Genomic DNA, 12,939 nt, shown 5'->3' on the forward strand with positions numbered 1-12,939 from the left:
AAGGAATATGGGCTGCACTAAGGCCTATCAACGTAAAAAGACGGCTACGAGAGCCGCCTTCTATCCATTATTTCTTTTTATTAGATGGATCTTGAGCAAAAACCGCAAAGGAACTAAAATGATTTGTATTAACTACAACTCGTCCATCTTGATAGTTTCCTCCGAGTTTTGTCCAATTATCTTTTCCGCTCTTGGAAGAGTAAACACTGAGCTCGACGTTCTCTTTATCCACCTTTAAGGACAACGTGACATTTAGGTCACCAAACTCAGACATCGTATGACCGCCTTGCTTCAATTCCAAATTGTAGACTGAACTTACAGCCCCAATAACCGTTTTTTCTTTCTTTATACTTATTTCTACTTTTCCTTTTTCATTTTTAAATATTTGTGATGGAATGGACAGCATTACATCATTGTTCAAATTCACTTGAACCTTTGCTGATTTTTCTTTTAAAAGCTCTACTTGCCGCTCACTAAGACGAACAAACGTATTGTCCTTATTGTTAGCTATGTTGACAGCAACTGTTCCTTCATTCTTCAATTCATCTAAAAGACTTTCGAAACCAGCATCGGAGATTACCGCATTATTCCCATTCATTTGGAAGTCTGCTTCAACTTCATCCTTCTTTTCCTCTGGAGGATCTGTTGGATCTGTCGGATCACCGTCTTTTACTTCCTCAACTCTTACAAGCTTTACATTATCAATGATGATCGTATATGGAACAGGTGGTTCAATATCCGTTGAATTCCTTCCTAAACCGAACATGAATTGCTTTATGCCATCTTCTTGAACGTCAACAATCACTTCATATGTTTTCATTTCTTTCGTAACATTAAACGTTTTGATTCCTGATCCAGCAAGCTCTACATAAACAGGTCTTGCTTGCTCTAAACTCATATCAAATTGGATTTTGTACGTTCCACTCGGAACATTGAGATTCTGTAAAAGTTGAATGTCATACCAATTCCAGCCGACTTGTTTTACATTAGCGTGGAGCCTTCCGTTTTCAACTGAAAAATCTGCTAAACCTGCCCATTGAACATAGTTACCCATGTTAAAAATATTCCAGCCCTCAACTAGTTGGTCTGGTGCTATTCCAAATTCTTTCGTTGTGTCAAATGTTCCGTCAATGATTAAGTTTTCCCCTACTTCCTTCCACTTTTTCTCTTCTGGTGGATCCGTTGGGTCTACTGGTTCTTCATTATCGCTTTCTCCAAGCGCTTCCCTTGCTCCCTTTACTTCCAGCCTTACATTATCAATGTAGACCTCATGTTGATTCGATATTTGCTGTCCAGCCACATTACCAAGTAGAAATTGAAATGTAGTCATATCATCCTTCGTCATCTTAAATTCATAAGAATATGTTTTTACCGAACTAGTCAACTGAACATTCTCATTAAAATAACGATGGTAGGAAGGGGCTCCGTTATCAATGACTACTTCTAGTAATCTATCGATTGTGGATCTTGCATCGAACGAAACAACGTATGTCTTACCTTCCATTAAGGCAAGTTCTGGCTGATACAATTGTACGTCCCAAGGGTTCACTCCTACATTTTGTACTACAACCTTTGCTTCACCATTTGCTGCTTCCATCGTTGCCCTGGAATTTCCGTCATAATCTCCTTGAACATGTCGATTCCAACTAGATAAACCATTTGAAAAGTCTCCATTTTTAAGTGGGAAATGCTTTTCTCTTTGTCCTTTTATTTCAAGACGGACATTGTCAATGAAAACATCGTGTGCTTCGTTTATGGCCGGACCACCTACAATATTTCCAAGTAAATATTTAAGGCCAACCGCTTCATCCGTATTCATTTTGAACTCAAATTCGAATGTTTTCATCGTATTATTCAACTGAATTTTTTCATTAAAAAATCTAGTGTATGATGAGTTTTCAACTACTACCTCCATTAATCGATCCACAGTTGACCTAGCATCAAATTGGACAACATACGTATTTCCTTTTTTCAGATTCATTACTTCTTGGATCAACATAATGTCCCATGGATTATTACCTACATTTCGAATCGAAAACTTAGATTGGCCATCTTCCACTTGAAGAGTACCAGATGAACTTGAATCACCGTAATCCCCTTGAATATGCTTCGTCCAATGTTCTAATCCATTTGAAAAATCACCATTTTTTAACGGAAAAATATTATTCAATGTTAATTGATCATTTTTGTTCGTTAAGCGAATTAGTTTTACGTCATCCAGGAATACATTGCTATTATTTCCTCCGAGGAAGAAGACTAATTGCCCTTTAATATCCGTTATATCTGGCATTGTGAAGCGAACAGATTTTTCTTCCATAGTTGTCGTTAATCGTATCTTCTGATTTCCAGAAAAATTAACCGTTCCATCTTCACTCAAAAATGCCACTTGCATCTCTCTATCAGAGTTAGCCCTAGCTTTAAATGTCAATTGATATTCATCATTACTAAGTAAATTTATACCTTTCTGGATAACTCTGATTGCTTGCTCACTGCTGCCACCATCTGTGATATTAATCTCTAATTCTCTTTTAACAGAATCAACCGAAGCTTCTGAAACAGCACCATCTGTATAGAAATTCCAATACGTCATTCGATCGATTCTACCTTGATCAAATGTTCCGTTGTACACATGATTCCCACTGCTTAACGGTTTTTTTGGCGCTTCTTCGTTGTATGGATCTATAGGATCGATTTCTTCAAGAACGACATTACCAATCCAAACTGGATTTGCATTAAGACCCATATTAAATTCAAGCCTTGCTGCTACATCTGTATCATGCTGCATCTGAAATTTCATTTCATAAGATTGAACGCTATCTGTTAACGCAAAATCTGGAGTAGGTGCATAAGCCGTATAACCTCTCTCTGGTCCTCCGCCAAATTTAACATTTACATTTCGATTTGCGTTAGATTTTGCATCGAAACTTAGCTTATACCATCTACCTTTGCCCAGCGTAATATTTTGAATAAGCTGTACAGAATAGGTTTGGTTACCAGCCTGATTTATATTGATTTTCGCAAAAGGATTTCCATCAATATTTTCAACACTCGCTGTTCCATTTCCATTAAAATCATTCATATACGCTAAATTCCAATTTGTATAATCCCACTTATTTTCTAATTCTGAACTATTCGTTATCGACGTAAAGCCATTTTCATAAGCATTATCGTAAATATAGTTCCCATTGATAGCTTTTTTTGCATTACTGGGAAGCTCCTCTACATCAAATCCAGGCTCAACAGGCTCTAAATAATCTCTCCCTGTTAGTTCATAAACTCTAACATAATCGACCTCAACCTGCCCTGGGAATGTAGTGCTTCCATCAGGATTTCCATCAAAATGGCCACCAATCGCCAGATTTAAAATGATAAAAAACTCCTGATCAAATGGGGCTGGATATGAATATTTCGCAGCATTTCCGGTACCAATTGAACTCCAATTATTAAGCTTTTGATAGAGCTCCCCGTTTACATACCAGCGGATTTCACCAGGCTCCCATTCAACACTGTACACATTAAAATCGGTAACATCTTTACCGTCTTCAAAATTATAGTCTTTTGCCGTGTATGAATTATTTGGCCACCCTCCGCCATAGTGAATGGCTCCGCCAACTGATTTCGGTTTACTACCCTTGCCTTCCATAATATCTAGTTCACCTGAAGCTGCCCAACCACCATATACATCATCTTCTGGCATCATCCAAAATGCCGGCCAAAATCCTTTCCCTTTTGGTAATTTCATTTTCGCCTCAATTTTTCCGTACTTTTTACTAAACTTGCCTCGGGAAAGGATTTTTCCAGATGTATATTGATACGTACCTCTACTATCAGAAACGGTTTCCTTCCGGCCTTCTAAAATTAATTTTCCATTTTCAACTTTTACATTATTTTCATGGTAATATTGGAGTTCGTTGTTTCCCCAACCCGGATTCCAAGAACCGTCGGGATTTTCAAATCCATTCCCAATATCGATCGACCATTTTGAAGTATCAAGCTCCTCACCGTCGAAATTATCTTCCCAAACTAATGACCATTCTGACTCTTCACCTGGAGGTTCTTTACTTATTTCATCGGCCTTTGCATTAAAACTGAAAAAGTTCGAAAAGAACAATAAAAATACCATCGCTAAACTCCACCACTTTTTTGACATCCGTTTACCTCCAATCAAAAATAGTAAAAATGACACAATGAGAAAATCCTTCTAAATATCCGTCCCCTCCTTCCTTATATTTATTGGAATAGTTCTCGGAGATACCATACATTAATTATTCCTTGTTAAATAATAGAATCCTTCCAACTTTCAGAAAATGGGTCTAATATCATAGTAATAATTGATTAGTTGCAAAATTAAAAGGGTTTCTACTACTTTTATAGAAGATTAATAAAACTCATGTTTTTTGGTGAAATTTGTAAATGGAGGGGAGTTAATGTCATGAATTTAATTGAAGTAAAGGGATTAACGAAACAATTTCGTCATCCTATTAAAGATCCTGGTCTAAAAGGAGCGATTAAGCATTTATTTACGCAAAAATATACTGAAAAACTAGCAGTAAATGATATCAATCTATCTGTTAAGGAAGGAGAAGCAATCGCTTATGTAGGTCCAAATGGAGCCGGAAAATCCACAACGATCAAAATGCTGACTGGGATTCTTGTCCCCACTTCAGGAACCGTTACCGTAGATGGGCTTACTCCTTATAAAAATCGAATGGAAAATGCTCAAAAGATAGGAGTTGTTTTTGGTCAGCGCACTCAGTTATGGTGGGACCTTCCTGTCATTGAATCTTTTTCTCTATTAAAAGATATTTACGAAATTCCAGAAGCTATTTATCAAGAGAATCTTAACCGATTTAAAGATTTACTAGGACTGGATGAATTTCTTCATTTATCAGCAAGAAAAATATCTTTAGGTCAAAGAATGAGAGCCGATCTCGCTGCTGCATTGTTACATAATCCAAAGATTGTATACTTAGATGAACCAACAATTGGCTTAGATATCGCTGTAAAAGAACGAATTCGTGCGTTTATTAAAGAAATCAACCGAGAAAAAGGAACGACCATTATTTTAACGACTCATGATTTGGATGATATTGAAGATATTTGTGAAAGGCTCGTTATTATTGATCATGGACGCGTAATTTACGACGGAGAGCTTCAAGCTGTAAAAGATGCATTTGTAAAAGAAAGAACGATTCATTTCCAAATGAAGGAGGCCATCGCCTCTCTAACTTCTCTAATAGATGGATTACCAGGCGTTATCTTAGAAAATGTTTCAGGTCAACAATTTTCGGTCCGTTTTAATCGTTTTGATATTTCAGCTGGTGAAATAGCTTCATACGTGATGCAACATGGCGAAGTAATCGACTTTCGCATTGATGAGCCTAAAATCGAACAAGTCATTAGAAAAGTGTATGACGGGAAACTCGATTTAAACAGTGGCAAGGAGGAGGCGTCTCGTCTTGTTCCAGAAAAAGTATAGATCCATTGCTAAAATCACGATGCAAAACACTATGGCATATCGATTCAATTATTTCATCAGTTTAATTGCCAGTTTAATCTTTATTTTAGCGATGTTTTATTTATGGAAATCCATATACGCCGGGAGAACCGAATTAGCTGGGTTTACATGGGATCAAATGAAATCCTATTTATTTATTACCTTCCTTACGAACTCTTTAGTTTCATGGTATTCAGAAACAGGAATATCAAGAAAAATACTCGATGGCAGTGTAGCGATGGATCTCTTAAAGCCCCTTAATTTTCAAAAGGCACGATTGGCGGAAACACTAGGATCCAGTATAGTCGAAGGATTGATTGGAGCAATTTTAGTTACTATTTTCGTTATTCTTTTTGCTGGAGTAATAATTCCAGATCATGCACTAACATATGTACTTTTCGCTATTAGTCTAGTTGTATCGCTCACTTTAAAATTTAGTATCGTCTATATTTTTTCATTACTCTGTTTTTGGACGACGAGTGCCGTGGGGATTGCCTGGTCACGCGCAGCCATTACGAATCTATTTTCAGGAGCTCTAATACCATTAACCTTTTTTCCTGATTGGTTAAAGGCGTTAGCGAGCATTTTGCCATTTCAGGGAATTGTCTTTATTCCCGCTTCTATTTACTTAGGAAAAATCCAAGGTGTTGAAGCAATTCAAATGGTATGTTTGCAACTATTTTGGGTGATCGTCTTATGGATGGTAGGAAAAGTCATGTGGAATTGGGCCGTCCGTCAAGTAACGATTCACGGCGGGTAAGGAGGAGTGCTTATGAGACTAAAAAAATCATTATTAATCTATTTCCGCCTAATCAACCAGCATCTAAAAGCAATTTTAGAATATCAGGCAGACTTTTTAATTACATTAGTAGCAGCAATGCTAACGCAAATTCTTGGCTTTATTTTCCTCTGGGTCGTATACCAACAAATTCCTGAGATTAATGGCTGGAGTTTTTGGGAGGTTGCTTTTATTTATGCGATGATCTTTTTTACTGAGGGATTTGCTTCCTTATTTTTTGATGGTATTTGGTCTATAAGCAGATTTGTAAATCGCGGTGAAATGGATCGATTGCTAGTTAGGCCGGTATCTCCTATCCTTCAAGTTTTAGGGTCTGCGGTCGGAATGAATGGAGTTGGCAATATTTTTATCGGAGCCGTCATTATTTCTCAAGCACTCCGACACATCACCATTAATTGGTCAGTAGGAATGGTCGTTATGGCATTCATTCTACTAATCTCGGCTATAATAATCCGTGTTTCTATTTATTTGGCGGCTTGTTCGTCTGTCTTTTGGACTCACAGCCCAGGAAACGCCTTTGGGAACATGGTTCATACAGTGAGTGATTTTGCAAAATACCCGATAACAATCTATTCATTAGGAGTCCAAGCTCTAGTAGCGGTAATAGTCCCATACGCTTTTATTAGCTTTTTTCCAGCGGCGCTGTTATTTGGAAAAATGGATTGGAGCTACTTCGGTTATTTAACTCCTTTGGTTGCGATATATTGTGCAGGAATGGCGACATTTATTTTCAATCGTGGGTTGCGGCGATATGAAAGTGCGGGTAATTAATCTGTTCTAATAAAAAAGCACACCCCAATAATGGATTGAGCCATGGTATAATATTCCTTGTACAACATAACTTGGGTGGGAATTAGGCACCTCCGGAAAGGAGGTGTTGCCTATCGAAACTTTTCAAACGATTATCGTTATGCTGGCGTTCGGAACCTTTATCCTTTCGTTACTAACGTATGTTGAGAAAAGAAAATAACCCGCCTAGGTTAGCGCCATTGGGTCGGGTCACTTCTTCAACTATTTTTGGAGGTTTCCCATCCAAGTGTTGTACTGAGGACGGTTTCGCGCACCGTCCTTATTTTATTGTAATAATAACACAGACATTTTATGACTGCAAGATATTGGAAATCCACGGCTAGATAGAAAATTCCACTTACTAATTGTATATCCAAGTGTTCGTGTCTTTGATTATTGATACACTCAACAACTAGAACAATTCCATTCTGTGACATTTTTTTCTCTCCAAAGTTATCCTCTCTTTCCTTTTTCGATAAATATGATTTAAAACCCATCTCAAAATAAACTGTCTCCGTTAGCATAATAAGAAATGAAAATTTCATTTCTTATTATGATCAAACTATTTTACAAATTTATGTTGAAAACACTCCACTACTTTTTAATTCCCTCTTAATAAACTATCTTTTTTTATATCCTAAAGAATATTATCATTTCAGCTTAATTGTATTAAAAAAACTATAAATACCATTGACAATGCATGAAGTATATTATAATCTGGCATAATGCAAAAAATTGATAATAGAAGAAAAATTCAAAGAATGGAGTGTGTTAATTGATTATTAGAGTTGTAGATTATGATCATGATTGGAGCAAAGAATATCAAAAAGAAGAACGGTCTATTAAGATGATTCTTCAAGAAGAATTGGTGAATAGTTTTCATATTGGAAGTACTTCAGTTCAAGGTCTAAAAGCAAAACCAATAATTGATATTTTACTTGTAGTCAATGATATTAATAAATTGGACTCATTTTCTAACCATTTTCAAAACATTGGATATGAAGTTATGGGGGAATTCGGGATTTCTGGAAGAAGGTATTTCCGTAAAGGTGGAGATAATCGTACTCACCAAATTCACGCTTTTCAATACAACAATATTGAAGAAATTGAAAGGCACTTAGCATTTAGAGATTATCTTCGCGAACACCAAGAAGTTTGCTTACAGTATGGGCAATTAAAGACCAAACTCGCTGAACAGTATCCAAATGATATTGAAGGCTATGGAGATGGGAAAGACTATTTTGTCAAAAGTGTTGAAAAAGACGCTTTAAAATGGTATTGGACTGTCCGTTAATATTGTATTTTGATTTATAAAAAAACAGATCTACATTACTGCTGAAACTTACCGTGATATTACAGAAAAAATAGAAGAAGACGAACATCAAAAGTTCGCCTCCTTTGAATCGGCAAAAAAATTCGCCATAAATTAAACCCTGATGAAACTTGCATCAGGGTTTAAAAATAATTATCCGATACTACCTTCCATTTCGAACTTGATAAGTCGGTTCATTTCAACCGCATATTCCATTGGAAGTTCTTTTGTGAATGGTTCGATGAAGCCCATAACGATCATTTCAGTCGCTTCTTGTTCACCGATTCCACGGCTCATTAAATAGAAGAGTTGTTCTTCAGACACTTTCGAAACTCTCGCTTCATGCTCCAATGAGATATTATCATTCAAAATCTCATTGTATGGAATCGTATCAGAAGTTGATTTATTATCAAGAATGATGGTGTCGCACTCAATCGTAGATTTAGCACCGTCCGCTTTACGTCCAAAATGAACGATACCACGATAAGTTACTTTTCCACCATGTTGTGAGATTGATTTAGATACAATACTTGAAGAAGTATTTGGAGCTAAGTGCATCATTTTTGCTCCTGCATCTTGGTGTTGACCTTTTCCTGCAAGTGCAATGGATAAAGTCATACCACGTGCACCTTCACCTTTTAACAATACGGCTGGGTATTTCATCGTTAGTTTGGATCCGATATTTCCATCAACCCATTCCATTGTCGCATTCGCTTCACAAACTGCACGTTTCGTAACGAGGTTGTATACGTTATTCGCCCAGTTCTGGATTGTAGTATAACGGCAATACGCATCTTTTTTAATGATAATTTCAACTACTGCACTATGAAGAGAATTTGTTGTATATACAGGAGCTGTACATCCTTCAACATAGTGTACAGAAGCACCCTCATCAACAATAATTAGTGTACGCTCGAATTGCCCCATATTTTCTGAATTGATTCGGAAATAAGCTTGTAGCGGTGTATCTACCTTAATGCCAGGAGGTACGTAAATAAACGATCCACCGGACCAAACTGCAGAGTTCAATGCAGCGAACTTATTGTCAGTTGGTGGAATAACTGTTGCCCAGTGCTCACGGAAAATATCTTCATTTTCCTTTAAAGCGGAATCTGTATCTTTAAAAACAATCCCCATATCTTCAAGGTCTTGCTTCATGTTATGATACACAACTTCGGATTCGTATTGAGCAGAAACACCTGCAAGATATTTTTGTTCTGCCTCTGGAATACCTAGTTTGTCAAAAGTTTGTTTGATTTCTTCTGGAACTTCATCCCACGTACGTTCTGTTTGCTCAGACGGTTTAACGTAATACGTAATCTCGTCAAAGTTTAGTGAGTTTAAATCTCCACCCCATTGCGGCATTGGCATTTTATAAAAATGCTCAAGTGCTTTTAAGCGGAAATCTAGCATCCATTGTGGTTCTTGCTTCATTTTTGAGATTTCCTCAACGATTTCTCTCGTTAATCCGCGCTCAGAACGGAAAATGGAGACGTCACGATCTCGGAAGCCATATTTGTAATCACCGATTTCTGGTGCTTTTTTAGCCATTCTTCATTCCTCCATTCTATTATTATTGCTCATGCAACCCTTTTTCCATTGCTTTCCATGCTAGAGTTGCACATTTGATACGTGCAGGAAACTTTGAAACACCCTGCAACGCTTCGATATCACCTAGGTCTAGGTTTTCATCATCGTAGTCTTTTCCTTGAATCATGTCGGAGAAAATATGCGAAAGTTTAGTTGCTGTCTCGACGTCCTGCCCAATGATCGTTTGCGTCATCATCGACGCAGACGCCATCGAGATGGAACACCCTTCACCTTCGAACTTCGCATCTGTTACCTTTCCGTCCTCCACCTTCATTGTAAGATGGATCCGGTCTCCACATGTCGGATTATTCATATCGACAGTCAGGTTCCCATCACCCAGGCTGCCTTTATTGCGCGGGTTTTTATAATGATCCATAATCACTTGACGGTAGAGTGCATCTAGGTTATTAAAAGACATTCGTGAAATACTCCTTTGTTTTGACAAGCCCATCAACAAGCCTATCAATGTCTTGTTCCGTGTTGTATAAATAAAAGCTTGCTCTCGCCGTTGAAGAAACGTTCAACCATTTCATCAGTGGCTGGGCACAATGATGCCCCGCTCGAATTGCAATTCCTTCAGAGTCTAAAACTGTTGCTACATCATGTGGATGTACATCTTCTAAATTAAACGTAATTACGCCTACTCGGTTTTCTGCCTCTTTCGGTCCATAAATCGTAAGACCTTCAATGGAGGACATTTTTTCAAGTGCGTAAGCTGCTAGTCGATGTTCATGTTCTAAAATATTTTCCGGACCGATTTCATTTAAGAAATCAATCGCTGCACCAAGTCCGATTGCACCTGCAATGATCGGGGTTCCTGCTTCAAATTTCCACGGAAGCTCTTTCCACGTCGATTCTTGCAGACCAACAAAATCAATCATTTCTCCACCAAACTCAATTGGCTCCATCTTTTCAAGATGCTCTCTTTTTCCATATAATACGCCGATTCCTGTTGGACCACACATTTTATGTCCGGAAAAAGCGAAGAAATCACAGTTTAAATCACGGACGTCTATTTTCATATGAGGAGCAGCTTGGGCACCGTCTACAACCATAACCGCACCATTCTCATGGGCTATTTTAGCTAACTCTTTTATTGGATTTATGACTCCAAGTACATTAGAAACGTACATGATTGAAACAATTTTCGTTTTTGAACTTATGGTCTCGCGTGCATCTTCAAGACTAATTGAACCATCTTCTTGAAGTGGTAAATATTTTAGTCTCGCACCAGTGCGCTTCGCTAACTGCTGCCACGGGATAATATTACTATGATGTTCCATATACGAAATGACAATCTCATCATCTTCTCTGAGATTTTCCATTCCAAAACTTATTGCAACTGTATTTAGAGCAGTAGTCGTTCCTCGAGTAAAAATGATTTCTTCTATTGAAGCAGCATTGATGAATTTTCTTACCTTTTCACGAGCAGCTTCATATCGATCAGTTGCCCTCGTTCCAAGTGTATGAACCCCACGGTGAACGTTAGAATTATATTCACGATAGTATTCATCTAACACTTCAATTACCTGTACAGGCTTTTGTGAGGTCGCAGCGCTGTCCAGATATACGAGTGGATGCCCGTTTACTTCCTGGTCAAGAATTGGAAAAAGTTTGCGAACCTCATAATTGTTCATTATCTTAGTTTCCTTTCGATAATGTCTGTAAGCTGTTGTTTTACAGCTTCAATTGGAAGATTTTCTACAACTGGTGCCAAGAAACCGTGAATGATCAATACTTCTGCTTCGGCACGTGTAATCCCTCTGCTCATTAAATAGTAGAGTTGGAGTTCATCCACACGGCCTACAGATGCCGCGTGTCCTGCAACTACATCATCTTCATCGATTAATAAAATTGGGTTTGCATCTCCACGAGCTTTTTCACTTAACATTAATACACGAGATTCTTGTTCAGCATTTGCTCCTGAAGCACCTTTTTCAATTTTACCAATTCCATTAAATATAGAAGAGGCAGCATCTTTCATGACACCGTGCTTTAAAATATGTCCAGTTGAATTTTTTCCGAAATGGACGATACTTGTCGTAAAGTTCTGAGTTTGTTGTCCTCTACCGACAACAACCGTTTTAGCATCACTGCTTGAACCATCGCCGATTAAGTTTGTAATATTTTCAAAGATGGTATTGCCATCATTCATCATACCAAGAGCCCAATCAACTGTAGCATCTCTGCCTGTTATACCACGACGGTTTACATAAGTTGTAGAACCTTTTGCTAATGTGTCAACTGCACCAAAGACGATTTTCGCATTATTATTAGCAATGACTTCCGCTACAATATTTGCGATCCCATTTACTTCTTCATTCGTTGAAATATAGTTTTCCACATATGTGACAGAACTATTATCATCTGCAACAATAAGTACGTGGTTAAACATTGCAGCGTCTTTATCATCAAAAATAAAAACAGCTTGAACTGGATCTTTTACATCAACGTTTTTAGGAATATAGAGGAACGCGCCGCCATTTAACAAAGCAGCATGAAAAGCAGTGAGTTTATGCTCATCGACTTTTACAGCATTTTTCATAAAATATTTTTGAACGAGCTCAGGATATTCTTTAGCGGCAGTGATAATATCCGTAAAAATTACACCTTGTTGCTTCAAATCTTCTGAAATAGAAAGATAGGCTGGAGTTTGATTATGTTGAATATATAGATTTTGATTCGTTTTCTCTATATTTACATATGATTTTGCAGCTTCAGGCAGTTCATCTAGTGATTGGAATTTAGTTCCCTCAGATTGATGCTTTGTGAAATCTGTAAAATTCCAATTATTTATTCTTGTTTTATCCGGTTTCGGCAGAGCTTTTTCATCTGCTAAAGCGATAGCCTCGAGTCTCAACTCGGTAAGCCATTCAGGTTCGCCTTTTTCAGATGAAAAAGAACGGATATAATCCTGATCTATTGTCATTTTCGTATCGATTGTCATTATGA

General features: G+C 37.6%; 10 protein-coding genes. 5 read left to right on the top strand and 5 right to left on the bottom strand.

The window, feature by feature from the left end:
- Positions 1 to 67 precede the first annotated feature (67 nt).
- Positions 68 to 4,150 carry a carbohydrate binding domain-containing protein gene (locus KHA93_RS11130; protein WP_213110785.1) on the bottom strand — a complete coding sequence of 1,361 codons (4,083 nt, stop codon included), beginning with the start codon at positions 4,148 to 4,150 and terminating at the stop codon, positions 68 to 70.
- Positions 4,151 to 4,432: 282 nt separating this feature from the next.
- On the opposite strand from KHA93_RS11130, the gene KHA93_RS11135 reads away from it, so the two are divergent.
- The 5 genes from KHA93_RS11135 (at position 4,433) to KHA93_RS11155 (ending at position 8,379) form a co-directional block, all read left to right on the top strand.
- Entirely contained in the window at positions 4,433 to 5,479 is a 1,047-nt protein-coding gene (locus KHA93_RS11135; protein WP_213110786.1) for an ABC transporter ATP-binding protein, read from the top strand.
- Positions 5,460 to 6,257, top strand: a complete 798-nt coding sequence (locus tag KHA93_RS11140; protein ID WP_213110787.1) for an ABC transporter permease — start codon at positions 5,460 to 5,462, stop codon at positions 6,255 to 6,257. Before KHA93_RS11135 ends, KHA93_RS11140 begins: the two co-directional genes overlap by 20 nt.
- A gap of 12 nt (positions 6,258 to 6,269) precedes the next feature.
- Positions 6,270 to 7,067, top strand: coding sequence for an ABC transporter permease (locus KHA93_RS11145; RefSeq protein WP_213110788.1), 798 nt, complete (start codon positions 6,270 to 6,272; stop codon positions 7,065 to 7,067).
- Between the two features lie 103 nt (positions 7,068 to 7,170).
- Positions 7,171 to 7,266 (top strand): putative holin-like toxin, encoded by a 96-nt coding sequence (locus tag KHA93_RS23505; protein WP_349772279.1) that lies wholly within the window; start codon positions 7,171 to 7,173, stop codon positions 7,264 to 7,266.
- Between the two features lie 594 nt (positions 7,267 to 7,860).
- Positions 7,861 to 8,379 (top strand): GrpB family protein, encoded by a 519-nt coding sequence (locus tag KHA93_RS11155; protein WP_213110789.1) that lies wholly within the window; start codon positions 7,861 to 7,863, stop codon positions 8,377 to 8,379.
- Positions 8,380 to 8,550: 171 nt separating this feature from the next.
- Here the strand turns inward: KHA93_RS11155 and sufB are convergent, their stop codons facing one another.
- From sufB to sufD, 4 genes are read right to left on the bottom strand one after another with little or no spacing between them, the layout of a single operon-like run.
- On the bottom strand, positions 8,551 to 9,948 hold the full coding sequence (gene sufB, locus KHA93_RS11160; protein ID WP_213110790.1) for a Fe-S cluster assembly protein SufB: 1,398 nt from the start codon (positions 9,946 to 9,948) through the stop codon (positions 8,551 to 8,553).
- Between the two features lie 22 nt (positions 9,949 to 9,970).
- Positions 9,971 to 10,405, bottom strand: coding sequence for a Fe-S cluster assembly sulfur transfer protein SufU (sufU, locus tag KHA93_RS11165; RefSeq protein ID WP_213110791.1), 435 nt, complete (start codon positions 10,403 to 10,405; stop codon positions 9,971 to 9,973).
- Complete coding sequence (locus tag KHA93_RS11170) at positions 10,395 to 11,624, bottom strand: cysteine desulfurase (RefSeq protein ID WP_213110792.1); 1,230 nt, start codon at positions 11,622 to 11,624, stop codon at positions 10,395 to 10,397. Before KHA93_RS11170 ends, sufU begins: the two co-directional genes overlap by 11 nt.
- On the bottom strand, positions 11,624 to 12,934 hold the full coding sequence (sufD, locus tag KHA93_RS11175) for a Fe-S cluster assembly protein SufD (RefSeq protein ID WP_213110793.1): 1,311 nt from the start codon (positions 12,932 to 12,934) through the stop codon (positions 11,624 to 11,626). The genes KHA93_RS11170 and sufD overlap by 1 nt, the downstream gene beginning before the upstream one ends.
- Positions 12,935 to 12,939: the final 5 nt, after the last annotated feature.

Origin of the sequence: Lederbergia citrisecunda (genome assembly GCF_018343695.1) — a bacterium.
Lineage (GTDB): Bacteria > Bacillota > Bacilli > Bacillales > Bacillaceae_C > Lederbergia > Lederbergia citrisecunda.

Bases quoted from the DNA above. Each gene is read 5' to 3' on its own strand.
- sufD (WP_213110793.1), bottom strand. From the start codon at position 12,934: ATGACAATCGATACGAAAATGACAATAGATCAGGATTATATCCGTTCT.
- sufU (WP_213110791.1), bottom strand. From the start codon at position 10,405: ATGTCTTTTAATAACCTAGATGCACTCTACCGTCAAGTGATTATGGAT.
- KHA93_RS11130 (WP_213110785.1), bottom strand. From the start codon at position 4,150: ATGTCAAAAAAGTGGTGGAGTTTAGCGATGGTATTTTTATTGTTCTTT.
- sufB (WP_213110790.1), bottom strand. From the start codon at position 9,948: ATGGCTAAAAAAGCACCAGAAATCGGTGATTACAAATATGGCTTCCGA.
- KHA93_RS11145 (WP_213110788.1), top strand. From the start codon at position 6,270: ATGAGACTAAAAAAATCATTATTAATCTATTTCCGCCTAATCAACCAG.
- KHA93_RS11135 (WP_213110786.1), top strand. From the start codon at position 4,433: ATGAATTTAATTGAAGTAAAGGGATTAACGAAACAATTTCGTCATCCT.
- KHA93_RS11170 (WP_213110792.1), bottom strand. From the start codon at position 11,624: ATGAACAATTATGAGGTTCGCAAACTTTTTCCAATTCTTGACCAGGAA.